The sequence below is a fragment of the Chryseolinea soli genome (genome assembly GCF_003589925.1).
GTDB lineage: Bacteria > Bacteroidota > Bacteroidia > Cytophagales > Cyclobacteriaceae > Chryseolinea > Chryseolinea soli.
Map to the genome: position 1 here is coordinate 1,658,575 of NZ_CP032382.1, position 23,212 is coordinate 1,681,786.

21 protein-coding genes and 2 tRNA genes are annotated in these 23,212 nt (G+C 51.7%); 14 read left to right on the forward strand and 9 right to left on the reverse strand.

Annotated elements, in window-relative coordinates:
- Positions 1 to 99: 99 nt before the first annotated feature.
- Positions 100 to 612 carry a YdeI/OmpD-associated family protein gene (locus D4L85_RS07080; protein ID WP_119753662.1) on the reverse strand — a complete coding sequence of 171 codons (513 nt, stop codon included), beginning with the start codon at positions 610 to 612 and terminating at the stop codon, positions 100 to 102.
- 169 nt (positions 613 to 781) lie between these two features.
- Between D4L85_RS07080 and D4L85_RS07085 the strand changes: the two genes are divergently transcribed.
- From D4L85_RS07085 to D4L85_RS07115, 7 genes are all read left to right on the forward strand, one after another.
- Entirely contained in the window at positions 782 to 1,231 is a 450-nt protein-coding gene (locus tag D4L85_RS07085) for a MarR family winged helix-turn-helix transcriptional regulator (protein WP_119753664.1), read from the forward strand.
- A gap of 237 nt (positions 1,232 to 1,468) precedes the next feature.
- On the forward strand, positions 1,469 to 2,179 hold the full coding sequence (locus D4L85_RS07090) for a pirin family protein (protein ID WP_119758683.1): 711 nt from the start codon (positions 1,469 to 1,471) through the stop codon (positions 2,177 to 2,179).
- 46 nt (positions 2,180 to 2,225) lie between these two features.
- Positions 2,226 to 3,095, forward strand: a complete 870-nt coding sequence (locus D4L85_RS07095) for a pirin family protein (RefSeq protein WP_119753665.1) — start codon at positions 2,226 to 2,228, stop codon at positions 3,093 to 3,095.
- A gap of 45 nt (positions 3,096 to 3,140) precedes the next feature.
- Positions 3,141 to 3,536 carry a DUF6069 family protein gene (locus D4L85_RS07100; RefSeq protein WP_119753667.1) on the forward strand — a complete coding sequence of 132 codons (396 nt, stop codon included), beginning with the start codon at positions 3,141 to 3,143 and terminating at the stop codon, positions 3,534 to 3,536.
- 60 nt (positions 3,537 to 3,596) lie between these two features.
- On the forward strand, positions 3,597 to 4,175 hold the full coding sequence (locus D4L85_RS07105) for a nitroreductase family protein (protein WP_073142554.1): 579 nt from the start codon (positions 3,597 to 3,599) through the stop codon (positions 4,173 to 4,175).
- Positions 4,175 to 4,576, forward strand: coding sequence for an OsmC family protein (locus D4L85_RS07110; protein ID WP_119753669.1), 402 nt, complete (start codon positions 4,175 to 4,177; stop codon positions 4,574 to 4,576). Before D4L85_RS07105 ends, D4L85_RS07110 begins: the two co-directional genes overlap by 1 nt.
- Before the next feature lie 21 nt (positions 4,577 to 4,597).
- Positions 4,598 to 4,822 (forward strand): (4Fe-4S)-binding protein, encoded by a 225-nt coding sequence (locus tag D4L85_RS07115; RefSeq protein WP_119753671.1) that lies wholly within the window; start codon positions 4,598 to 4,600, stop codon positions 4,820 to 4,822.
- A 73-nt stretch (positions 4,823 to 4,895) separates the two neighbouring features.
- On the opposite strand, the gene D4L85_RS07120 is transcribed toward D4L85_RS07115, so the two are convergent.
- Complete coding sequence (locus D4L85_RS07120; RefSeq protein ID WP_119753673.1) at positions 4,896 to 6,788, reverse strand: sensor histidine kinase; 1,893 nt, start codon at positions 6,786 to 6,788, stop codon at positions 4,896 to 4,898.
- A gap of 226 nt (positions 6,789 to 7,014) precedes the next feature.
- On the opposite strand from D4L85_RS07120, the gene D4L85_RS07125 reads away from it, so the two are divergent.
- From D4L85_RS07125 to D4L85_RS07135, 3 genes are read left to right on the forward strand one after another with little or no spacing between them, the layout of a single operon-like run.
- Positions 7,015 to 9,294: a TonB-dependent receptor gene (locus D4L85_RS07125; RefSeq protein WP_119753675.1), complete on the forward strand. Its 2,280-nt coding sequence runs from the start codon at positions 7,015 to 7,017 to the stop codon at positions 9,292 to 9,294.
- A 15-nt stretch (positions 9,295 to 9,309) separates the two neighbouring features.
- Complete coding sequence (locus D4L85_RS07130; RefSeq protein ID WP_119753677.1) at positions 9,310 to 10,164, forward strand: DUF4249 domain-containing protein; 855 nt, start codon at positions 9,310 to 9,312, stop codon at positions 10,162 to 10,164.
- A 48-nt stretch (positions 10,165 to 10,212) separates the two neighbouring features.
- Complete coding sequence (locus D4L85_RS07135; RefSeq protein WP_119753679.1) at positions 10,213 to 12,402, forward strand: PQQ-dependent sugar dehydrogenase; 2,190 nt, start codon at positions 10,213 to 10,215, stop codon at positions 12,400 to 12,402.
- Positions 12,403 to 12,413: 11 nt separating this feature from the next.
- Here D4L85_RS07135 and D4L85_RS07140 read toward each other — a convergent pair whose 3' ends face one another.
- A complete protein-coding gene (locus tag D4L85_RS07140; protein ID WP_119753681.1) occupies positions 12,414 to 12,914 on the reverse strand; it encodes a cupin domain-containing protein in 501 nt (166 codons plus the stop codon).
- Positions 12,915 to 13,083: 169 nt separating this feature from the next.
- Between D4L85_RS07140 and D4L85_RS07145 the strand changes: the two genes are divergently transcribed.
- A tRNA-Lys gene (locus D4L85_RS07145) sits at positions 13,084 to 13,156 on the forward strand.
- A gap of 56 nt (positions 13,157 to 13,212) precedes the next feature.
- On the opposite strand, the gene D4L85_RS07150 is transcribed toward D4L85_RS07145, so the two are convergent.
- Both D4L85_RS07150 and D4L85_RS07155 read right to left on the reverse strand, forming a co-directional pair.
- On the reverse strand, positions 13,213 to 13,680 hold the full coding sequence (locus D4L85_RS07150) for a hypothetical protein (protein ID WP_119753683.1): 468 nt from the start codon (positions 13,678 to 13,680) through the stop codon (positions 13,213 to 13,215).
- Between the two features lie 6 nt (positions 13,681 to 13,686).
- Positions 13,687 to 14,631 (reverse strand): heme-binding domain-containing protein, encoded by a 945-nt coding sequence (locus D4L85_RS07155; RefSeq protein ID WP_119753685.1) that lies wholly within the window; start codon positions 14,629 to 14,631, stop codon positions 13,687 to 13,689.
- Between the two features lie 190 nt (positions 14,632 to 14,821).
- Between D4L85_RS07155 and D4L85_RS07160 the strand changes: the two genes are divergently transcribed.
- Positions 14,822 to 14,896 (forward strand) — tRNA-Val (locus D4L85_RS07160).
- Positions 14,897 to 15,121: 225 nt separating this feature from the next.
- Positions 15,122 to 15,880 carry a hypothetical protein gene (locus D4L85_RS07165; protein ID WP_119753687.1) on the forward strand — a complete coding sequence of 253 codons (759 nt, stop codon included), beginning with the start codon at positions 15,122 to 15,124 and terminating at the stop codon, positions 15,878 to 15,880.
- 244 nt (positions 15,881 to 16,124) lie between these two features.
- On the opposite strand, the gene D4L85_RS07170 is transcribed toward D4L85_RS07165, so the two are convergent.
- The 3 genes from D4L85_RS07170 to D4L85_RS07180 all read right to left on the reverse strand — a co-directional run bounded on the left by D4L85_RS07170 (position 16,125) and on the right by D4L85_RS07180 (position 19,213).
- Positions 16,125 to 16,808, reverse strand: a complete 684-nt coding sequence (locus tag D4L85_RS07170) for a hypothetical protein (RefSeq protein WP_160143584.1) — start codon at positions 16,806 to 16,808, stop codon at positions 16,125 to 16,127.
- A 65-nt stretch (positions 16,809 to 16,873) separates the two neighbouring features.
- Positions 16,874 to 17,167 carry a YciI family protein gene (locus D4L85_RS07175; RefSeq protein WP_119753690.1) on the reverse strand — a complete coding sequence of 98 codons (294 nt, stop codon included), beginning with the start codon at positions 17,165 to 17,167 and terminating at the stop codon, positions 16,874 to 16,876.
- A 99-nt stretch (positions 17,168 to 17,266) separates the two neighbouring features.
- Positions 17,267 to 19,213, reverse strand: a complete 1,947-nt coding sequence (locus tag D4L85_RS07180; RefSeq protein WP_160143585.1) for a sensor histidine kinase — start codon at positions 19,211 to 19,213, stop codon at positions 17,267 to 17,269.
- A gap of 208 nt (positions 19,214 to 19,421) precedes the next feature.
- Here D4L85_RS07180 and D4L85_RS07185 point away from each other — a divergent pair, with 208 nt between their 5' ends.
- Entirely contained in the window at positions 19,422 to 20,516 is a 1,095-nt protein-coding gene (locus D4L85_RS07185) for an acyloxyacyl hydrolase (RefSeq protein ID WP_160143586.1), read from the forward strand.
- 82 nt (positions 20,517 to 20,598) lie between these two features.
- On the opposite strand, the gene D4L85_RS07190 is transcribed toward D4L85_RS07185, so the two are convergent.
- Positions 20,599 to 23,004: an ABC transporter permease gene (locus D4L85_RS07190; protein WP_119758684.1), complete on the reverse strand. Its 2,406-nt coding sequence runs from the start codon at positions 23,002 to 23,004 to the stop codon at positions 20,599 to 20,601.
- Positions 23,005 to 23,212 lie beyond the last annotated feature (208 nt).

Here is a 23,212-nt window from a genome sequence, read left to right on the forward strand (position 1 = left end):
GGTGTGATGGTTGTAAGCTTAAAGATGTCAAATTTTTTAATGCGAAAGCGCACCTCCTATGCGTATGGCGTTGTGCACGGCGACAGCGGCAAAAAAAAATCAAAAGTCGTTGTCTCTATAGGTACGCATCATTTGCGAATAGCTCTGCTTCTTACCAAACGCCGTAATGACCGTGACGATGCGGCGCGTTTTGGTGCCTGCGGTCTTGGCGCCTTCGATCCACTTGCTGAAATATTGTTGGTGCGATTTGGGGAGCGATTTAAAAAACTTCATGGCCTCCGGATCTTCTGCCAGACATGCCATGAGGTCGCGCGACAGCTGCAACTGGCGCTCATCCACCTCCAGCGTCACCTTTAATTTATCGCCGTGCCCCTTGCCGATGGCTTTGCGCATGGTTTGGTTTAAGGGCATAATGAAATCGCCATCGCCCATCGGCAACAGCGCCACTTTTTCGAAGGCATATTCATCCAAAGTTCCCTTCACCCGGAACGACACCTTCTGGCCAGGTTTGAGCTTGGCGGCCTGGGCTGCCGTGATCTCAATATAAGACCACCCGGTCTTCTCCCCTTTCTTATCGAACTTTTGAATGACGGTCGAATACTTTACGGCCATGGCAACGCTTGTGTTAGCAAATCAAGTTTACAAGATTTTAGCTGGGCCGCCAGCATTTCTTGCCTCAAAAAATGCATCCAGGGCCTGTTTTCGAAATATTATCGCAAAAAATAAACTTTATTCGATTATTAATGTTGTATATACAATAATTGATTGTACCTTTAACTCTATGTCATTGGAACAAGATATCAAACAGGAGAAATTCCAGAACGAATACGAGAAGATGGTGGTGAACATCTTGTACACCAGCAGCTGGCTCTATAATATCAATTCGTCCCGGTTCAAGCAGCACGGCATCACCCCCGAACAATTTAACGTATTGCGCATTTTAAGAGGAAGCAATCCCAAACCGATGATGCTGGCCGACATTACCTGCCGCATGATCGATAAAAACAGCAACGCTACCCGCCTGGTAGAAAAGCTGCGTCAAAAAGGATTATTGCGCCGGGAGATCTGCGAAAACAATCGCCGCCAGGTGGATATTTCGATCACCGAAAAAGGCCTTGAAGTACTCAAAAGGATCGACCGTGAAACAGAAACTTGGCTGGAGCCTTTCAAAGTGTTGACCAAGCCCGAAGCGCAGGAATTGAACCGCATGCTCGACCGGTTGAGGGAGTAGATCTTCAGGAAAATTGGCCTTTTGCGGCCATTTTCAACCCATTCAAATTAGCTCAGAAAAGCGCCAAAACGACCCCGATAAAGCCGTTTTTGAATAATTTTGACTTAATACTTGTAAATACAACTGTTGTATGAACCTTTATTGCTCATTTCGCGTATAATTACACAGGAATGGATAGGAAACGACAACACCCATCCACCGGAGAACTTAAACTTTGTAACCATAAAATCACGCTATATGAAAACCGAAATCCATAATGCCAACACCCGCGGACACGCCAATCACGGCTGGCTTGATTCGCATCACTCTTTCAGCTTTGCCAACTACTATAATCCCGAACGCATACACTTTGGTGTCTTGCGGGTATTGAACGACGATATCGTGAAAGGAGGCAACGGCTTTGGTGCCCATCCTCACGACAACATGGAGATTGTTTCCATTCCCCTGAAAGGTGCGCTGGAGCACAAGGACAACACGGGCCGTCACGAGATCATCAAAACCAACGATGTGCAGATCATGAGCGCAGGTTCAGGCATCACACACTCGGAGTACAACGCTTCGAAAACCGACGCGGTAAACTTCCTGCAGATCTGGGTGTTCCCCAAGGTGAAAAACATTGCCCCGCGCTACGAACAAAAGACGTTTGATCCCACCGCACGGGAAAACAAATTCCAGGTGGTGGTTTCGCCCGAACAAACCGGCGACGGCGTCTACATCAATCAAGACGCGTGGTTCTCGCTGGGCACGTTGAAAAAAGATTTCACAACGTCCTACGACATCAAGCGTCAAGGCAATGGGGTCTATGTTTTTGTTCTCTCCGGTGAAGTTACCGTGAACGGACAAAAGCTGAACACCCGCGATGGCCTCGGCGTATCCGAAACCGAATCGCTTTCCATCACGGCCAACACCGACGCAGAAGTGCTGCTGATCGATGTGCCCATGATGTGAGCTTGAAAAACACAAAAATTGAAGAAAGAGAGCTTCAAAAAAGGTCATGAAAAACAGAACCGTATCCCGGATATTATATGCACAACAGGTCGACATGGGCGGCATGCCCATCCGTCAACCGTTCCCCACACAACACGTGGAGCAGATCGATCCTTTCCTGTTGTTGCATCATGCCGATATTAAAGTGCCGGAGCACCTGGATCCCGACGACGCCGGTGTGGGCCCTCACCCCCACCGTGGTTTTTCGCCGGTCACGTTCATCTTCAAAGGTGGCGTGCACCATCGCGATAGCCGCGGCAACGACAACGTTGTGTATGCCGGTGGCGCACAGTGGATGAACGCCGGTATGGGTGCCGTGCACAGCGAACGCCCTCCACACGACATTCATGAGATCGGCGGCCGCCAGGAGATCATCCAGTTGTGGATCAACTCGCCGGCGCGGCATAAAATGGATCAGCCCGCCTACTATTCGGCGAAAAAAGAAGAAGTGCCCACCTATCGCACCGACGATGGAAAAGTTACCGTGAATGTCTTTTCCGGAAATCTATTGGGCGTGAAAGGGCCCATTCCTTCGAATACCGAGGTGAATGCCTCCACGCTCGAAGTAAAAAAAGGTGGAAAGATATCGATCGCGTTGCCGGCAAATCACAGCGCCTTCTTATACTTGCTGGACGGAAAACTTACCCTGGAAGGCTTCGGCCTCGTGGAAGGACTCAACGCCGTGATGCTGAACAGCGACGGCGAGGGCGTCACCCTCGAAGGTTTGGAAGATACGCGCGTGTTGCTGATGAGCGGTGAGCCCCTGGATGAAAAAGTGGTGTCGTATGGTCCGTTTGTGATGAACACCCAAACGGAAATCATGGAAGCGATGCGCGACTATCAAAAAGGAAAAATGGGTATCTTGATCGAAGAGTAACCGCCCGCGCTGTCGAAGGCATAGGGTGGAATAACCAACAAAATTATGCAAGCGACGACGCTTACGTTTGGAAAAGCATTGAAGGCCGGTGGTATCGCCGGCCTTTTGGCCGCCGGTATCAATAACATCTGGAGCCTTTTGGCAGAAGCGATGGGCAGTGTGGCGCCACCGGGCTTTCCCTTTGCTGTGACGGTGTCGTCCGTATTTCCCTTGTTGGTGGGGGCCATGCTGTATTTTATGTTGGTGCGATTCTTTCCAAAAGGTGCATTGCTCTATACCGCCGTGGCGGTACTCTTTTTACTCCTCAGTTTATATCCCACGCTCTACTATGCCGGCCCCGACGGCATGGCGCCGACCAAAGGCTTTACCTTGCTGACGTTGCCCATGCACCTGATTGCCGGAAGCCTTGGCATCTGGGGCATACCTAAATTTTCGAGATAGATTGTCGTACGAAAACTTTGCGGAAACCGTAACTTGCCCTCCACAACGGGAGGTGATCTCATGCAAAAGTCACATCAAATTGAACATCCCATATCGGACCTGATCCGCAACCGGAAAAGCCCGCGTGCTTTCTCGCAAGCGCCGATCGAAGCCGACAAGATCCGTTCGCTGTTCGAGGCCACCCGCTGGGCGCCCTCCAGCACGAACGAACAACCCTGGGTCTATATTTATGCCACACGCGACCAAACGGAGCTGTGGGACAAACTTTTCACCTGTCTCAACGACAGTAATAAGATCTGGGCGAAAGATGCGCCCTTGCTGATCCTGAGCCTGGCGCGCAAAAATTTTACGCGCTTCCCCGGTGCCAACGCACATGCCATGTATGACCTGGGCGGAGCGAATTCGTTTCTTTCCCTGCAGGCCGTAGAACTGGGGTTGCAGGTGCGCCAGATGGCAGGTTTCCAGTATCAGAAAACCATCGAGCAGCTAAACATTCCCGACACCTATGAAGTGGGCGTGTTCATTGCCGTGGGCTATGCCGGCAACCCGGACGCACTTCCCGAAAACCTGAAGCTTCGCGAACTGGCCCCGCGCGAAAGAATTCTTCAGCATGAATTTGTGATGAACCATACGTTCTGATGATTGCAGATAACGGCACCGTTGTAGCCTCTATTGGCCGCGACCACTACAAAACCGAACTTACCGCCAGTACGCACACGTTGCTGGCCGACGAACCCACTGGCAACGGCGGCACCGACTCCGGCCCCATGCCCGGCGATTTTATGCGCATGGCCCTCGCCTCGTGCACGGCCATCACGCTGCGGATGTATGCCGACCGGAAAAAACTGGATGTCGAGCGCATCGATGTCAAGGTGAACAGCGAGCGCACGGAGTACAAAACCATCTTCAAATGCGAAATCACGATCGCCGGAAACATCACCGACGAACAACGCGCGCGCTTGGAAGAAATCGCACATAAATGCCCCGTGCATAATGTGTTATCGCACCCGATCGAGGTCGATACCTGGATTGTGCATTGAGCCTCTTTTTTTTGAATCAACATGAAAGACATCACGAAGAAATATACCAATGGCGAAGTGACCATCGTGTGGAAACCGAACCTGTGTATTCATTCCGGCATTTGCTTTCGGGGGTTGAGCGAGGTGTTCGATCCGCGAAAGCGTCCGTGGATCACGCCGGATCAGGCGACGAGCGATAAAATAGTAGAGCAGATCAAGAAGTGTCCTTCCGGGGCGTTGAGTTATTTCATGAACGACGAAGGTTAAAGCAAACGCTTTGAACCGCAGCGGCGCAAAGAAAAGAATTCAAGTCCAATCTCCGAAAAAAGAGAAAATGCAATCATGCTAGCGGCAACGTGAAAGTAATTTCAGTGCCGTGACCGGGATGGCTGTCGATGGTGAGGGTGCCGCCGTTGCGGTGAATAAATTCCTTGCAAAGCAAAAGGCCAAGGCCAGTACCCTTCTCTTGTTGTGTGCCGATCTTTGTGAAATATTCCTGCGACGACAGGATCATCTCCTTCTCCTCTTGCGTCATGCCGATGCCAAAGTCTTTGATGCGCACGTGACATTCGTTGTGGTGTTCACTGGCCGACACCAGCACTTTGCCATCGGTTTTCGAAAACTTGATGGCGTTGTGGATGAGGTTGCGCAGGATGAGTTGTACCTGATCGGGGTCGGCCATGACCATGACAGGCGTCCGGGTGGTGTTCTCAATAATGATGTGCTTTCGCTGCGCCAGATCCTCCATGAGGCGGCAGGCTTCTTCCATCACGCTCTTGATCTCGAATTTCTTTTGATCGGTCCGGAGGCCTTCCATTTGACTTAACGACCAGTTGAGCAAATTCTCCAGTGTGCGCTGGGTGACGTTGAGGTTGGATTTCAGCTTGTCGGAGATGGCCAGGAACTCTTCCGGTTGCATGATCTTGTTGGTGACCAGTTCCAGCAGCGACTGCAGGTTAGCGATGGGTCCGCGCAGGTCGTGGCTAATCACGGAAAATAATTTCGACTTCAGGTGGTTCAATTCCTGGAGGCTTTCGGCTTGTGCCTGGATCTCTTCTTTTTGTTGTTCGATCGCCCTGTTTTTGATCGACAGCGCATCGTTGGCTTTCTTTTGGTGCGCGCGGAGCCTCCACAGCACAAAGATGAGTGCCGTCAGCGAGAAGACGCCCACCGATAGGAACCAGGTCACCAGCGTGTGATTGCGTACCTGTTGTTGTTTGAGCTCATTTTCGTTTTCGAGCATGAAGATCGTGTCCGCTTTCTTGTCCGACTCATACAGCGACTGCATTTCCTGCACATGGCCACTGCGTTGCTGCTCGTAGAGGCTATCCCTGTAGAAGGCAGCCTTGCGCAAATTGTCCACCGCCAACAGGGGCTTGCCTTGCGCAGTATAGATCTCCGACAACAGGTTGTGCATGCGGATGAGCGAGAGCAGGTTGCCGATGCCGGCGTTCATGGGGATGCCCAGTTCCAGGAAATGGATGGCACTATCATAGTGGTGCAGGTAAAACGAATTTTGTGCAGCCTGATACATGGACACGGCCAACGCACGACGGTTGCCTACGAGGCTGTCGAGGTGCATGGACTTTCGGTTGAAAATCCGGCTTTGCTTGTAGTCCTTCAAAGAGAAATAGATCCGCGCTTTGCGGCCATAGAGCACGCTGATGTCGACCGTGTCTTTTGATGGTTCAAATATTTCCAATGCTTTGTTGGCGTATTGTAAAGCCGAGTCGTACCGCTGTTGCGCCAGCAACAACATGGACCGTTCGCGATAGGAGTCTGCCAGCAAGTAATTGCTGTTGTGATCGCGGGCCAACTGTGCGGCGCGGTCGAGATACATTTTTGACTCGTCGTAATTTTGGAGATCAATGAACGTTCTGGATAGGGAAACCAGGCTTTCGCCCCATTCACGGATGTAGGATGAATTCTCGAATACTTTCAGGGCCTTGAAGCCAAACTCGGCGCTGAGGCGGTAGCTGGCTTTCGCCCAATGCGCTTTTGAGAGAAGATAATAACTCCGGCCTTCGTAGTAGCGGTTCTTGAGGCGAAGGGCCTCGCGGAGGGCCGCGTTGGTGCGGCGGATAGAAGAATCGGGTTCGGAAAGGTAGTTGCGTCCAGCCGAAACCAATCTGCGGTCCAACATGATACTATCCTCCAGCCGGGATCCCGGTTGTCCAAAACAAACGGCCACGGTCAACACCATTGACAGCGTCAAGAGAAGGTTTTTTATCATGTCGGCTCCAAAACGTTCAAATACTGATTAATCCGGTATACTTACAAGCAAATACAACTCAAAAAAGCATGTAAGAAATACGGCAAATCGAAATGCATTTTCCTGGAAAAACAATACGCCGGAGGCCCCTGTTTGGAAAGAACGGGCCGGTCAAAGCAAACCTTGGTCGGTTTCATACTAACGTCACCTGTTCTTTCTAACTTAAGTACCTCAAACCTCACCTCCCTTGGTAAAAACATTCCTCAGCGTGCTTTTGTTAGTCCTCACCCATTGGGCGAGCAGCCAAAGCCTTTTGCTGAAGGGTACTGTGCGGGGCGATGAAGATGGCAGGCTTCCACAGGCTTACATTTTGCTTTTACCGGATTCCATTCAGCACACTTCCGACGGCAGCGGCCAGTTCACTTTCCGCACCACCTCAGGCCAAAAAACGGTGCAGATCTCGTTCGTGGGATATGAAAGTTTTCAACGGTCGTTTTATCTCCGGAAGGACAGCACGTTTTCCATTACCTTAAAAACGAAAGTGGACCACCTCCACGAAGTGGTGGTCGTCGGCGAGCGCAATACGCAGGAAGACATCTTCAACGACAACCAAACCAGCCGCCACGTGTTGACGCGCGACGACCTCAATGCCATTCCCGTTTTGGGTGGTGAAGCTGATGTGATCAAAACGCTCCAACTTTTGCCCGGCGTAGTACGCGGTGTCGACGGCAGTTCGGACCTGTTTGTGCGCGGCGGCGCGGCCGACCAAAACCTGGTGTTGCTGGACGAGGCGCCCATCTATAACACCAGCCATTTGTTCGGCTTCCTCTCGGTATTTAATCCCGACGTGCTGGATCACGTGGAAGCGCTCAACGGCGGGTTTCCCGCGCAATACGGCGGCCGGCTCTCGTCTATATTAAATGTGCAGACGCGTTCCCTCATCCCGGAAAAGACCGGCGTGTCGGGCGATGTGGGCATTCTCGCCTCGCGTTTGTTTGTCGAGCAGCCCATTGTGAAAAAAAAACTCAGTTTCTGGGTGGCGGGACGGCGGACGTATATCGACAAGGTTGTGCGGCTCACCGGCGAGCGGTTGCCTTATTTCTTTTATGATCTGAATGGAAAGATCTTGTGGAAGCCCACTGCCAAAGACAACGTAGCGTTCAGCTATTATCATGGCGAAGACCTGCTCGACTATTTCCGCGATCGCAACGGCGACGGCCGTGGCTACACGACCACGTTCGGTTCAGGCAACAGCAGCCAGTCGCTGCATTGGAATCACGTGAACGGACACTGGCAAACCGATGCGACGTTGCTGCGCACGCAATACAACTATCATGTCACCAATATTTTTGAAGACAACCAACTGGTGGCCTTCTCCGACATTGAAGATTACGGTGCCCGCATCATGCTCTCGAACGACACCGTGGGCAAGACCGGCGCCTTCAAGGCCGGCGCCGAATGGACACACCACAACGTGAGCCCGAATGTGATCAACACCGCCGGCAGCCTCTCGTCGTTTCTGGAGAGCAGCGCTTCGCGCGGCCGGATCACCAACGAGATGGCGCTGCACGCGCAGTATGAGTGGTCGCCTGCTCCGGGTTGGCGATTGAATGCCGGCGTTCGTGGCTCGGCGGCCGTCGTGACCAACAAGACCTATATTTTTCCCGAGCCGCGCGTGTCTGCGCGTTACGCCCTCAGCGAAAACCAGGCGCTCAAGCTCAGCTACTCGCGCATGGCGCAGTACATGCATCGCATCTCCAACTCCGCCATTTCATCCCCCACCGACATCTGGTATCCGGTGACCGACACCATCAAGCCGCAGACGTCGCACCAGGTGGCGTTGGCGTGGCAGCGCAACCTGACGGAGCGAAAGCTGTTCGTCAGCGTGGAGGGATATTATAAATCCATGCGCAACCTGATCGGCTATGAAGAAGGCACCAATCTTTTTTTGAACGCCGACTTTCAATCCAAGCTCATCCAAGGCCGGGGACGTTCCTATGGCCTCGAGTTTTTGGTGCGCAAAGATGCGGGTAAGCTAACGGGGTGGATAAGCTACACCCTGTCGTGGTCGTGGCGACAGTTCGACCAGATCAACGGCGGCGAATGGTTCCATGCGCGTTATGACCGGCGGCACAACGGGGCGATCGTGGCGCAATATGCGTTCAACAAACGCTGGGCCGTGTCGGTGGTGTGGGAATTCATTTCGGGGGCGCGGTTCACGCCCATCATCGGTCAGTATGCTGTGATGGCGCCTACCCTTACCGGGGTGGACTTGGTTCCGCTGTATACGGGGGTGAACCAGGTGAAGCTGGCGGATACCCACCGGCTGGACGTCGGTATCAAATACAGAAGTCGTCCGGACAAGAAATTTCAGTGGCATTGGTTTGCCGGGGTGTATAACGCCTACAACCGGGCCAATCCCATCGGCATGACCATCGTGCAAAATGAAACGGACGGTTCGCTGCACTACGAACAGCCGGGGTTGTTCGGGTTGATTCCTTTTATCAGTTACGGGTTTAAATTTTAAAAGCATCCTAAAAAAATGAAACCGGTTCGAATGCTTTTGCCGCTCATCCTCCTCCTGCCCTTGGTTTGGGTTGCCGGATGTTTGCCGGACCCGCTCGCGGTAACGGGCTTGCCGGCGCTGAAACCACAAATTGTGGTGTCGAGCCAAATCATCCCCGACCAATCCCTGGTGATCCTGCTGACAAAAACCTTCGGCGCGCTGGACGCCAGCGAAGACAGCGACCCCGAAGCTTTACTCGAACAAATTGCCGTGAGCGATGCCACCGTTACGGTTACCGGACCGGACGGAACGTATACGCTGCGATCGGTTGGTCTGGGTCTTTATGGCGGAATCGTTATTCCGTTTGAAGAAGGAAAGTCCTATGAACTTCACGTGACCAGCGAGGCCTTGGGTGAGGTGAGCGCCGTGACCACCGTGAAGCGCAAGGTGCGCTTCGAAAGCATTTCGGCCAATCTCTATTTTAATGGTTTTGACGATACGCTGGCGCAGGTGACCTACAGCCTCCGGGATTCGGCGGAACGGAATTGGTATATGCTGAACACACAGCCCATCCGGTTGGGCGAATGGCAGGACAACCTGCTAAATCCCCGTTCCTTCACCCGGCTGCTGGACGATACGACCTTTAACGGCACGGTGTTCACGGAGACTTTTCGCGGATTTCGCGACGACTACCGAACAGGCGATACACTCGCCGTTTCGTTGGCCAATATCAGCGAAGATTATTATAACTTCATAAAGCTGAGGCTCGACAATCGCTACAGTTTTACGGAATTTCTCAGCGAGCCCGTGAATTATCCGTCGAACGTGCAAGGGGGGAAGGGATTTTTCAATTTGTATGTGCCGGACGTCCGGTTCTTTATTCTACAATGACCCCGGTCGGGCCTGCGGTCATAAAAAGGAAAATAAACCCTAGCCCTCATGAAAAGAATTTACGCATTCCTCGTCTTTCTTCTTCCGGTCCTGGCGGTATGTGCACAAACCTATCCACCCGATTTTGCACAAGTGCTCGTAGCCAACAACATCAGCAATCCCACGGCCATGGCGTTCGCCCCGGATGGCCGCATCTTTGTGGCCCAGCAATCGGGCGCGCTTCGAGTTATTAAAAACGGGGCCTTACTGACAACACCCTTTATTACCCTCAGTGTTAACGATGATGGCGAACGAGGACTCATCGGGGTTACGCTGGACCCGGACTTTGCCACGAATCACTATCTCTATCTCTATCACACCACCACGGAGGGCGGCATACACAATCGCATCACCCGCATCACCGGCAATGGCGATGTGGCACTGGCCGGCAGCGGTTCCCTTGTGATCGATCTTGATCCCTTGAGCTCGGCCACCAATCACAACGGTGGCGCTATGCATTTCGGCAAAGACGGAAAGTTGTATGTAGCCATTGGCGAAAATGCCAATGGCACAAATGCGCAAAGTTTAGAAACTTATCACGGCAAACTTTTGCGTCTCAACAAAGACGGCAGCGCACCGGCCGACAACCCGTTCCCCACAGGATCTGAGCACAAAAAAAGAATCTGGGCCTATGGTTTGCGTAATCCGTTCACTTTTTCGGTGCACCCCGAAACCGGGCGCATCCTCGTGAACGATGTTGGGCAAGGTACCTGGGAGGAGATCAACGACGCGACGACCGGCGGCAAGAACTTCGGATGGCCTACTGCCGAAGGTACCAGCGCGAACGCGGCGTTCACCAATCCGATCTTTGTCTATTCGCACAGCGGCGGCGATATCAATGGTTGTGCGATTACAGGAGGAACATTTTTTAGTCCAGCTACCACGAACTATCCACCCGAATATGTAGGGCAGTATTTCCTCCAGGATCTGTGTGGCAACTGGATTAGCTCGATCACGTTGGGTGGCACCGTGAGTCGCACAACGTTTGCCACGGGTGTTGCCGGCAGCGGTGTGGCCATCACTACGGGAAACGATGGCAACCTGTATTTTCTGAGCCGTTCGAACGGAGCTTTGTATAAGATCATCTACAATAAAACCACCATACCTTTTATTACTACCCAACCCGCATCAGCTACCATACCCATAGGGCAATCGGTCACGTTCAGTGTCAAGGCGCTGGGCAGTACGCCGTTCACCTATCAATGGCAAAAGGATGGCGCGGACATTCCCGGTGCCAAAAGCGCAACCTATACCATCACGAATGCCGTCGAAACCAACAGCGGGAAATATCGCGTGATCGTTTCGAACAGCGCGGGCAGTACACCCAGCAACGAAGCTACGCTGACGGTGACCACCAACAAAATTCCTGTCGCTACGATCGCCACGCCTGCCGAGGGAACCACCTATGCTGCCGGAACCACACTACACTTCACGGGCACCGGCAGCGATCCGGAAGACGGTGCATTGGCGGCCAGCGCTTTTAGCTGGTCCATCGATTTTCATCACGACACGCACAAGCACGACCAGCCCGATGTGACCGGCGTGAAGAGTGGTTCCTTTGAAATTCCCAATGAAGGAGAGACCTCTGCCAACGTGTGGTATCGCATCATTCTCACGGTGACCGATTCCGAAGGACTAAAAGGCAAAGACTCTGTCGACGTCTACCCGCGTAAAACAACACTCGCCTTTGAAACCACGCCCCCTGGACTCGACATCACGTTGGATGGACAACCGCTGACCACTCCCGCCAGCGTCGAAAGTGTAGAGGGCATCCAGAGAACCGTCGGCGTTCCTTCGCCGCAGAACGTCGATCATGTGATCTACAGTTTTGCCGCCTGGTCCAACAGCGGAACTCAAACACAAACGTTCACCACGCCGACAGATAATGTTACGTTGACCGCGCAGTTCACGTTTGTAGTGGGAACGGAACGCCAGACTTTCAACACACAGGAAGTTTTGGTTTATCCCAATCCGTCGTCGGTGGGTTATGTGAACGTCTGTTTGCCGGAAGGCATCTCGCAGCGGGTGAAGGTCCGGTTGGTGGATATGCTGTCGCGCGAAGTGAGTGCGCAAGAACAAACGGTGGACGACACCGGGTGCTTCATGCTGTCGTATGGAAAATTAAAAAAGGGTGTGTATGCGCTTCACCTGGATCGGGGTGGGCAAGTTTTTGTGCAGCGGGTCGTTGTGGCCGATTGAGGTTGGGTGTTCTACGCGGGTGTCAATTGTTTGATGATCGCGTGGTGGTTTGGAAATTCATCTAATAGCTGTGAGGTTGTTGCCATCTCGAAATCCTGGAAATCAAAACCCGGTGCTACGGTGCAGCCCGCCAGGGTGTAGGCATCCTCATCCATGACCTTTGCTCCGAACCATGTGTTCGCTGGAACCGCTACCTGTAACGCATCTCCTTCATCCACACGGCTGCCCAGCTTGTGGATGGTCAATCCCGTTTCCGACAATACATAGATGGCCAGCGTCCCGCCCGCGTGAAAATGCCAGAGCTCGTCGGACTTGATGCGATGGAACATGGACTTGTCTTGCGAGCGCAGTAAAAAAAATATGGCGGTGGAAAAGCTGCTTGCTCCTGCGAAGCGGCCGGGTAAAGCGGTGGCCGGAATATTTTCGGCGGCGCGATAAGTCTCTTTGTAAAATCCCCCTTCCGGGTGGGGCTTTAGGTCCAGGTGGTCGATCCAATATGCGGCAGGTTGCATGCTTCAGGGTTGCTATTTTGTTTGCCGAAGGTGCTTAAAAATCACGAAGCCAAAAAAAGTTTTTGTTCTGTCAAGAAATTATCGGTTTTGTTGAAGGACACCACGAATTACCCTGAAAATAGATTTGCTTGCTATGCCGCCAAAGGTTTACTTTGCTACCCCAGAATCTGACTCCGTAGCTCAGCTGGTAGAGCAATTGACTCTTAATCAATGGGTCGAGAGTTCGAATCTCTCCGGGGTCACAAAAATAAAAGCCTTTGAAACGCCAAGTTTTGAAGGCTTTTTTTATTCCATCGTTTTATCGCGGCACGATCATCATTTTCTGGGCCTTTATCCACGCCAGTGCCGACGTGGCATTGCTATTCACGGCCGACGTCAGATTTTTTCCTTCGTAAAAGGTATAGGTTGTGCTGTCATTGTAGTTGACGACCTCCATGCTCACCAGGCTGTCGGGTATGTTGCCGCCGAACCAGCGGGGATCGGAAGTTTGTTGCCAGGTGAGCAAGGTCACCACGCTGCCCTTTGGATAGTTGTTGTCTTTCCCATCCTTTAAATAGTTGGCAACTACCGCGTTCCCATACAACGTGCTGGTGGTGTGTTTTTTTGTGTCGACAAAAGAATTTATAACAAACCCATTCAACGCTTGCAACGCCTCCGTTTGGACTGGCGTGGCAGCACTATTGTAACGCGTTTGCAACTGAGGTTTATGATCCTGACCGCAAGCGGCGAGAAACATGGCGATGAGTATGATAAAATTGCTGCGCATGGCAAACTAATTTGAAAGATGAATGGGATACGTGAATACAAAATCGTTGTCCTTCACCGGCATGTGACAGCGGGTGCACTCCGTGACGAACAATGCATTTTTTCCATAGGGCTGTAAATCGAGGCCGCGCCAGCGACCCCAGCCCCAACCCTGGGTGTCTTTATATTTTACGGCATCCTTCACCATAAACTCCACTTGCCAAAACTCTCCTGTGCTGATGTTGCCCGTGCTATCCATATTTTCCTTCCAGGCCGCCTTTGCGAATATGGCTCCATCAGGCCAGGGATTGATGTGGTTTTCCCCGATGGCCTTTATCGCGACATCATTGCCATAGATGACCCGCATCGTGCCGTTGTCGAAGCGGTCTGTTGTACTGATGGCTTTCCAGTTTTGCCAGCCGTCAATGTATGCCAGCCCATTCCATTCATCGGCTATTTTTTGAGTTGATGAAGATTTTTTGTCAAGCGCTGCATGCTGTCGTTCGAGAGCCTGCAGCGCGGCAGTATCGCTTATTTTTCGGGAAGAAATTTCAGCGAGGTAGCCCTCCAGGACGGCGATGTCACGGTCATCCAGTTTGGCAGCGCCATGCAAAGCCAGGTAGCTATCCAGGGGCATTTCACCATTGCGAATATCGTTGACGGCCCAAAATAAAATGTTCTTTTGGGCCGGGGGCGGCAGACTATCCCAGTGCGAAAAGTTCAGTGCCTTGCGGCCATCCCTCACATGCGAGGCCACCAAAAAATTTGCTGGTGTGATCTTATCAAACCATTTCAAATTCGTTTCGTTGCTGTGGCAGTCGTAACAACCTTTCTCAAGAACGGCTTTTACGTTGGCGGGCACCGCAGCCGAAATATCTTGCGTGGCCGGTGGATTGATTATGGACGGCCTGATGAATTGCCCCGCGGCAAACGCTACCGCTGCAATGATGATAAGGATAAGAATTTTCTTCATAGCGTGCGAAAAGACAAAACTACTATGCAGCTCTTCCGTCATGTGATCGTGCCTGGAACCAATTTGTTAACCCTAACCCTCTTCCCATCCCTACTCGCAAAGCGGTACGCACGACCATCCCCGTAATATTTCCAAGATCTGTTTATTTGTTTCTCCTAAATCTCTTACATTTATCCGCCGAAAATAATTCGGGGTGTTAGCTCAGCTGGTTTAGAGCACTACCTTGACAGGGTAGGGGTCACTGGTTCGAATCCAGTACATCCCACAACGGGTCCTCCGCAATTTGGTGTTGGCCTTTCCATACACCATCCAATCAAACTCCATCCCAATCCTGCTTTCTGAAACCGCAACAGCGGTATGATATACCGGTTAACCGGTTTTTCGCGGATTTTATTGGCTTTGGCGTCTGTTCATAGGCGTATGGGAAAAAGCAGGCCTAACGGGTACGTTAATTGGCTGTCAAATGACCAAACATTAACCCATTCCCTTTATGAAAAAAAACAAAGCATTTTTGTTTCTGACCGTCCTTGCCGCTGTCACGGCCTGTAAAGACAACGATTCGCAACCGGCAAATGCCATCACGACCGATGAAGCCGCTGTGATCGTTTCCTCTTCGCTGGCCTCCAACACTTCCGGCTTCACATCGGTCTCCGCCAAGGCTTCGGGTGTAACGGAAGACCTGCTGGCCGACAATGCCGGCGGCCGCGTAGATGCTTGCGGCATTTCACAGAACATCGCCTTCTCGGGCTCCAGTCCAGCCGGCGACACCACCAACGTCTACGCCTATGATTTCAGCTACAAGTTCCGCCTGGTCTGCAACGACGACAACACGCCGAAAGAAGTGTCGATCGACATCAGCTTCAGCGGTTCCTTCGACACCCCCAAGTTGAAAGCTTCACACACCGGCGTTTCCGAACTTGACGTGACCGCCCTGGCCGACACTACAAAAAGCTTTTTGCTGAACGGTCTCTACAAACGCAGCGGCTCTTTTGAAAACAAAGAGAAGAAAACTTCCGGCAACAGTAGCATCGAAATTACACTTACCGATCTGGTAATTGACAAGCACTCACACAAGATCATCAGTGGCAAGGGTACCTATTCCATCACCGGCACCGTGCCCGGCAAAGGCGACTTCAGCTACACCGGCGACATCACCTTTGAAGGCAGCGACAAGGCCATCCTGGATGTGCGTGGCGACAAGTTTGATATCGATTTGAAGGCCGGTGGCGTAAACAAGAAAAATTCTTAAACGGAAGATTTCCGAACGGAAAAATTTCTGCTCACCAAGGGCCCTTTCTATTAACAAAAGATCCGGTATGTGCCGGATCTTTTTTATTGTCCATATCACTGGGGCTCTCCATGTTTTTTTGTTGATACAAATCGTTCATATTTGTCATCGTGACAAAAAAATAACCGACACGAAGGCATCAATTGTTGTGCGGGCGCTAACTTTTGTTAAAAATCCACCGGCGCCCAAAAGGTCACCCGCTTTGTTAAAAATAACCGTCTCTATAACATGCAAAAATAACCCCGGTTTTATTATCGGTGAGATACGTGCAATTGGTCACACTGTCTGATTTGAAAATAAGTAGTTCATCTCCCACTACTACTGCGCGACCCGAAAGAATAGTGTCGGGCAATGCTAAGGCGCGATAATCTGAGTTGTGGATCTGGTAGTTTTTCTCGTTGTATAGAAAGTCTATTCCTTCGTCGGTCCGGTGGACCGTGACAGCTTTTCCTTGCTGGTCCAGCAGTTCTTGCGTTTTGATCTCGTCGGGATAGTAGCCGTGATAAACGTTGCGTTGGTAACCAAACAGGTTTGTCCAAAGGTGGATGGCTGCGTTTCTTGGGCCGTGTGTAAAGGGCTCATGCCCATACACGATACAACCTGAGGTCGAACGCCACACCCGGTATTGTGGATCGAGATTAAAAAGTTCCGGCAGTGGATAGCCAACCGTGAGTGTGGTGGCCCTGCCGGAAAAATAGCCTATCGTTCCGATCATGAAATTGATGACGGGAACAAGGATCCAAGCCGAAAAGAAAAGCAATCGCCAAGCCCTCCGGCGGTCGTGTCTGATCAACAAAATAAAAACGATCAACCAAAAAATAGCCACAACGTAGGCGATCTCAAAAAGCAAAAACGCAGGCCACGAGGTGAGGCATGCTATCCAGAACAATTTTCGATAGATATTTTTGCGCCGTCTGTCAGACATCATTATTGTCCTAAACGGGGGCGCGCCGATTACTGTTTCACGGAGGCCCGCATAGGATACATCTCATACGTATTGATCGTCAGCGCCGGGTCTTTCGACATCAGCGCCCTGGCTTCGTCCTCACTCTCCACGCAAACAATGGCCAAACCCCACACGCCTTTGGGATCGAGGACGGGGCCGTAAACGAGCAGCTTCCCGTTTTCGAGCGACGGCTTCCAGTATTCGATGTGTTGCAGCATAACATTTCTCTCTGCATCACTCATGGTGAGCGCAAAGTCGGCGCGGGGCGGAATCAGTTTCATGACGAAATATTTCTTGTCCATGGCGGTGGTGTTTTTTTGTTTAGTAAGATACGCATGGAGTAGAAAAACTTTGCTCGCCTTTGACGTAAAAAATTCGTGAAGCTCAGCCCTAAAGGCTACTCACACCACGTTGTCGGCGCGCAGGAGGGTGAAGGAAATGGTGGTGCCTTTTCCTTCGGTGGAAGAGATAAAGAACACGCCGTGGTTGTATTGAATAAAATCGCGGCACAGCAACAGTCCGAGCCCGGTGCCCTTCTCTCCCTTTGTGCCGCGGGTGCTCTCTATTTTGTCGCCGCGCAGGAGGCGTTCCACCCGCTCGGCGCTGATACCCGGCCCCTGATCGGCAACGCTGATGCGAATGTGGTGCTCTTCGGGTGTCACGTTGATGCGGATGGTTGAGTGGTCGGGGCTAAATTTTATGGCGTTGTTAACCAGGTTACGCAGGATGATCCGGATGTGGTCGCGATCGGCCCGCACCAGGGCTTCCCGCAAATCGCCCGCCTCGATCCGAATGTGTTTTGCCGCCGCGAGCGACGCCAACTGGATGACTTCTTCCACCAGGGTCTCCACGTGGAACACCACCGGGTTAGGCACGATACCTTGTTGTTGCGAAGTTACCCAATGCAAAACCTCCTCCAACATCTTGTAGGTGGTGTCAACATCCAGGCGTAGGTGTTCGGAGACCCGTTGAAATTCCTCTTGTGACAAGTGTTTGCTCTTTAGCAGTGACATCACCGAACTCAAATTTCCCACGGGGCCACGCAAATCGTGCGACAGCACCGACAGAAGTTTGTCTTTTGTTCCATTCAGTTCGGCCAGTTTGCTGGCCTGCTCTTCGATTTCCATCTTTTGACTTTCGATGGTGACGTTGCGGACCAGCAGCTCATTGTTTTGACTTTTGAAGATCTCCGTTTCACGTTCCTGCTGCATTTTAGTGAACGTGATCTTCATCAACTCCTCATGCACCTGTTGATATTGTGTGACCACTCCCAACGAGAGAATGAGGCTTTGGAGCAGAAAGGAAACGCCGGCCAACAGGTTGAGCCCCGTCACCGTGAGCCATCCCATCTCATTGGCGACGATCAATAGCGCCACCAATACCGGCGCCGCGAACGAGAAAAGGAAATAGCGCGCGGGCTGGAAATTTTGCCGGAAGAAGGCTACGCCGGCGTACACGGCAATCGTCAGAACGCTAACAATGTTATAGAGCAGGATCAGGTTGGAGTTCAACGTCAGGTTGACGGGGATCGTGATGATGCAGACCAATGAGAAGATCATCAGACTGATGAACGCCCTTTTCCAACCGAGTGATTTCTTCCGGATATCAAAAAATGAAAACGCAAACCACAGCAACGACAACGGTGCAAAAACAAAATACAATTGATTGGCAGCTGAATTTAAAAACAAGCGCGGAAACGTCTCTCCGAAATAGAACGACAAAAATTGCCCGTTCACCATGAAGTACATGCAAAAGAGATACAGGCAAAACCACATGTAGTTGCGATCGCCCAGAAAAAGGAAAAGTGTGAGGCTGGTTAAAAAAATGATCAGCAGCCCGCCCGTGATAAAGAACGACAGGTGCGAATTGGTTTGAATGAGGGCATCTACATCGGCTTTTTGTTCCAGAAAAATAGCGAGAGGTTGTGCATCGCCTTGAATGGGGTCTACCCGGAGATAGATCACGCTATCGGTGGGGTGAATCGAAAAACAGATGTTCATGAAACGGCGTGGAACGGATCGCGTGGAGGGAGGCGTGTTCCTGCCGTTTTGTTGGTGGACCGTTTCGCCAGAACGAAAGAGGTAAAGATGAATGATCTCCTCCACCCGGGTGGTGGTGCAATACTCACCGGGCGGAATACCGGGTGGAATCTTCAATTTTACCCAGGTAGGAAATTGATTCGACAAACGGTTCTGCGCTGTAAATCGGTGTTGTACGCTGAGCGACGTCATGCTGTCGGGCGTGAGCGTGTTTGCGCTGTCAGAGAGGAAACCGGCGCCGGTGATGAGGGAAACCCGGAAAGCAGTGGATTCGCGTGCCTGGGCGCTGCTTTCCAAAGCCCAAACCATGATCACTCCAAAAACAACTATACAAACCCAACGCATGGAGCAAATAAAATAAATAAAGGGCTGCCTTCATAGGCCCATCCAATTCCTGCAGCACCCAAGCAAGGAAAAGTCCCAAAACGTCGTTTCTTCTTTTTTCCGGACAACCATTTTATTGCCCGGTGCTTTCCATGGACTGGCTTTTCTGCCCGCGGCAACGTACTTTACTCCGGTGAAATCGCTTCTGTTTTTCATGGTGGGATGGTTCATCCTCTTCGGAGGTGAAAAAGTGCTGGGCCAGGGAGGAGACAGCACGCGGGCTTATTTTATTGACGCACGCTTTCACACGGGAAAAATATTGGACAATATCCCCACCGGCAATTCCACCGTGCGGCCCCCGTTCATGGCCGAGTTGGATCTGGGCATTATCAAGAATGAGCAACGGGTGTGGGACTATGCCAATTGCTACGCCAAAAATGGTCTTGCCCTTAGCTACATAGATTTTGGAGACGCCAAGTTGCTTGGCAAAGCCGCAGGCCTCACGATTTTTACGGAACCGCATGTGGTCCGGTCGCAGCGATTCTTGTTCACGTTCCGCGCCGGCGCTGGATTTTCCTACCTGAGCAAACTCTACAATGCCGACTCCAATCCCGACAACATTTATTTCAGTCAACACATCAGCTTTTTATTGTTGCTGAACCCAACGCTTTATTATGTGATCCATCCGCAGTGGCGCATTTTGGGAGGCGTTCAATTCAGTCACATTTCAAATGGCGGCAGCACCTGGCCCAATTGGGGGATCAACATCGTTACAGCCAACGTGGGGGTATCCTATTCGCTGCACCCACTGGAGCTAAAGCCGCGCTCGCGCAAGCCTTTCACCGACCGCCATCTGAAAGTGATCGCGCACCTTTTTGGTGGCAGTCACACCTCGGACCCCACCGACACGGACCCCTCTAAAAAAAGATTTGCCGGCGGTGTCAATGTCGGCGTGGTAAAACCGCTGGGCAGAGTTTGCTCCATCGGCGTGGGTACTGAATTTTTTTACGACGGCGTTAGCAAATTGTTGGAAGAACAAAACAACAAACCGTACAACACGTTTGTGGGCTCTGTGAGCTTGCAGAACTATTTCTTTTTTGGCAAAATTCTTTTCGGACAACAATTGGCCTATTACATAACGCCACATCATCCCAATCCCGACAACAATCTCTACCAACATTATCTCCTCGAGTATCGAATCAAGGGTCCCTTGTATGCCGGCATCTCATTGCACGCGCATGGAAAGGTATCGGACTTTGTTGCGTTCACCACAGGTGTGATCTTTTGATCATTCTTTTTGAAAAAATTGAGCCGGCACCTTGTTGAACGTTGTCAAAAAAGTGCCGGCTCTTATTTTTTTCTTGCGACGCTTACTCGCTTCGCATGGCGTTGACGGGGTTTTCGCGCGCCGCCCTTAGCGACTGAAAGCTGATGGTAAAGATCGCGACGAGCAGTGATGTTGTTCCGGCCCAGATCACGGCCCAGGCGTCCACGCCCGTGTGGAACGCAAAACCATTCAGCCAATTGTCGGCCAGGTACCAGCCCAGTGGCGCGGCAATCACAAAGGCGATGAGCACCAGCACGGCAAAATCCTTGGCGATGAGCACGATGATGTGGGGGACGGATGCGCCCATCACCTTGCGGATGCTGATCTCTTTGGCACGTTGTTCGGCGGTGAACGTGCTGAGTCCAAACAGGCCGAGGCTGGCAATGGTGATGGCAAGCACAGTAAAGATGAGCACGATATAGCTCATCCGTTGTTCGGCGCGGAAGAGCGCATCAAAATTTTCGTCAATGAAAGAATATTCAAAGGCATTGCTGGAATATTTTTTCCAGATGCTTTCCAGCAACGCAATTTTCGCGTGTGTATCCCCGGGCGCCAAGCGGATGGCCATCTCTCCATTGGGCTCGCCGCTGAGTATGATGGCCATGGGCTTCACGTTGTTGCGCAGTGTTTCGAAATTGAAATCCTTCATGACACCGATGAGGTTCATTGGACGCGGGTTGTCGCCGCCATAGTTGATCACAAACTGATTTTCCATGGTCTCGAATCCCATTTGTTTGTAAGCCGCTTCGTTGAGAATGATGGACGCCGTGTCGGCGGGGAAGTCGCGTGAAAAGAATCGTCCTTCGGCCATCGTGTAGTGCATGGCCGCCAGGTGGTCGTGATCGACGAAGTATACCTGCAGCAGGAAATCCTGTTCGGTTCCTCCCTTGCGAAAGGCGTTGTTCCAACCGATGTGTGGCGGCAGGCTGCTGGCAAAGCTTGAGGCTTTGAATTCCGGATGTTGGGCCAGTTCATTTTTGAAAGCCTTGGCGTTTTTATCCAGCGACCAGGTGTGCAGCAAATCGATGACGTTCTCTTTGTCGAATCCCATGTCACGATGCTGCATGAAGGTGAGCTGCTTGTACACCACGATGCTGCCTAAAATAAGTGCGATGGAAATGACAAACTGGAACGTTACCAACACATTGCGCAGGCCCGAGTTCTTGAAGCCCGACCGGATCTTGCCCTTCAATACCTCCGACGGATTGAACGACGTCAGATAAAATGCCGGGTAGCTACCCGCCAGCAAACCGACGATGAGCGTGAACAAAATAAGGCTCACCACCACGACCGGTTTGGCGAAAAACGAAAGCGTCAGCATTTTGCCCGAGAGCACATTGAAAGGCGATAACAACAACGCGATGAGCAACAACGCCAGCAGCATTGATAGCGCGCTATAAATAAGCGACTCCGCCAAAAACTGGCCCATCAACCGCGAGCGCAACGCACCGATGGTCTTGCGCACACCCACTTCCTTGGCCCGGTTCGACGACCGCGCCGTGGACAGGTTCATAAAATTGATACAGGCAATGAGGATGATGAACGCGGCCACAGCTCCGAAAATATAGAGGTACTGCATGTTGCCGCCGGGGATGATGTCTTCGTCTTGTTTGGCCCTTAGGTGAACATCAACCATCGGGATGATCGTAAAGCCGACGTCGCTCCCTTTTTCGCGGAACTGTTTGAAGGTGAGGCCCAGGAATTTTTCAAGATCCCTGCCGATGTTTTTTTCGGCCAGCACATCCAATTTTGATTTGACCTGCTGCACATTGGATTGCGCATGGATCTTGAAATAGGTATAAAGGTTGTTGGACGTCCATTGCTCTTCGTTCATATAGTTCCACGACTGACCCGACAACACCATGTCAAAAACGATGGTCGAGTTGCCGGGAGGGTCTTGCGCTACGCCCGTCACTTCGCAGGCGGTTTTCTCGCCGCCACGCAACAGTATTTTTCCAATAGGGTTCTCGCTGCCAAAATAGCGTTTGGCTGCCGACTCGGTGATCACGATCTTATTGGTCCCTTTCAACACCGTTTTCGGATCGCCCGAGATCAACGGGAAAGAGAAAAATTGGAAGAAGTTGGAGTCGGCCACCAGCATGTAGCGCTCGGTAAAAGTTTTGTCGCCGATGGCTATGGGCTGCGTGCGCCACAACCCGAAGCGTACCGCAGCTTCCACTTCCGGGATCTCGGCCTGCATGGCCGCGGCCACTGGCGCGGGCGACACGGCCATATTGAAATTGTTGCCCTGCAAACGCCCTGCAAATCCAATGCGATAGGTGCGATCGGCATCGGCATGGAACCGGTCAAAACTCAATTCGTCAACGACATACAGCATGATGAGCAGACTGGCCGCAATGCCCAAGCCCAGCCCTACGATGTTGATAAACGAATAGGCTTTTTGCCGGAGCATGATGCGGAACGCGGTGGTCAGGTAGTTTTTGATCATGAACGATGAAGATGTTTGGTAGTATGACGCGGGGACGCGGGTTTTGGTTGCACCAAGATTGCGGGTTTTTAGGGCTGCGGCATGTGTTTTTAGCAAAAAACATCCTTTCGGCGGCGCATCCCAATGTGTTTTAAAAAGCTTCAAATAAACAAGGACTTTCGTTACCCCTCGACAAAGATGCCTTGCGAAAACGAAAGTCCATTTGACA

What these genes read in the sequence shown, in the direction of transcription:
- D4L85_RS07175 (WP_119753690.1), bottom strand. Translation starts at nt 17,167, where the DNA reads ATGGACAAGAAATATTTCGTCATGAAACTGATTCCGCCCCGCGCCGAC.
- D4L85_RS07130 (WP_119753677.1), top strand. Translation starts at nt 9,310, where the DNA reads ATGAAACCGGTTCGAATGCTTTTGCCGCTCATCCTCCTCCTGCCCTTG.
- D4L85_RS07165 (WP_119753687.1), top strand. Translation starts at nt 15,122, where the DNA reads ATGAAAAAAAACAAAGCATTTTTGTTTCTGACCGTCCTTGCCGCTGTC.
- D4L85_RS07085 (WP_119753664.1), top strand. Translation starts at nt 782, where the DNA reads ATGTCATTGGAACAAGATATCAAACAGGAGAAATTCCAGAACGAATAC.
- D4L85_RS07080 (WP_119753662.1), bottom strand. Translation starts at nt 612, where the DNA reads ATGGCCGTAAAGTATTCGACCGTCATTCAAAAGTTCGATAAGAAAGGG.
- D4L85_RS07155 (WP_119753685.1), bottom strand. Translation starts at nt 14,631, where the DNA reads ATGAAGAAAATTCTTATCCTTATCATCATTGCAGCGGTAGCGTTTGCC.
- D4L85_RS07090 (WP_119758683.1), top strand. Translation starts at nt 1,469, where the DNA reads ATGAAAACCGAAATCCATAATGCCAACACCCGCGGACACGCCAATCAC.
- D4L85_RS07120 (WP_119753673.1), bottom strand. Translation starts at nt 6,788, where the DNA reads ATGATAAAAAACCTTCTCTTGACGCTGTCAATGGTGTTGACCGTGGCC.
- D4L85_RS07190 (WP_119758684.1), bottom strand. Translation starts at nt 23,004, where the DNA reads ATGATCAAAAACTACCTGACCACCGCGTTCCGCATCATGCTCCGGCAA.
- D4L85_RS07095 (WP_119753665.1), top strand. Translation starts at nt 2,226, where the DNA reads ATGAAAAACAGAACCGTATCCCGGATATTATATGCACAACAGGTCGAC.
- D4L85_RS07180 (WP_160143585.1), bottom strand. Translation starts at nt 19,213, where the DNA reads ATGGTTTGGGCTTTGGAAAGCAGCGCCCAGGCACGCGAATCCACTGCT.
- D4L85_RS07115 (WP_119753671.1), top strand. Translation starts at nt 4,598, where the DNA reads ATGAAAGACATCACGAAGAAATATACCAATGGCGAAGTGACCATCGTG.
- D4L85_RS07100 (WP_119753667.1), top strand. Translation starts at nt 3,141, where the DNA reads ATGCAAGCGACGACGCTTACGTTTGGAAAAGCATTGAAGGCCGGTGGT.
- D4L85_RS07105 (WP_073142554.1), top strand. Translation starts at nt 3,597, where the DNA reads ATGCAAAAGTCACATCAAATTGAACATCCCATATCGGACCTGATCCGC.
- D4L85_RS07150 (WP_119753683.1), bottom strand. Translation starts at nt 13,680, where the DNA reads ATGCGCAGCAATTTTATCATACTCATCGCCATGTTTCTCGCCGCTTGC.
- D4L85_RS07110 (WP_119753669.1), top strand. Translation starts at nt 4,175, where the DNA reads ATGATTGCAGATAACGGCACCGTTGTAGCCTCTATTGGCCGCGACCAC.
- D4L85_RS07140 (WP_119753681.1), bottom strand. Translation starts at nt 12,914, where the DNA reads ATGCAACCTGCCGCATATTGGATCGACCACCTGGACCTAAAGCCCCAC.
- D4L85_RS07135 (WP_119753679.1), top strand. Translation starts at nt 10,213, where the DNA reads ATGAAAAGAATTTACGCATTCCTCGTCTTTCTTCTTCCGGTCCTGGCG.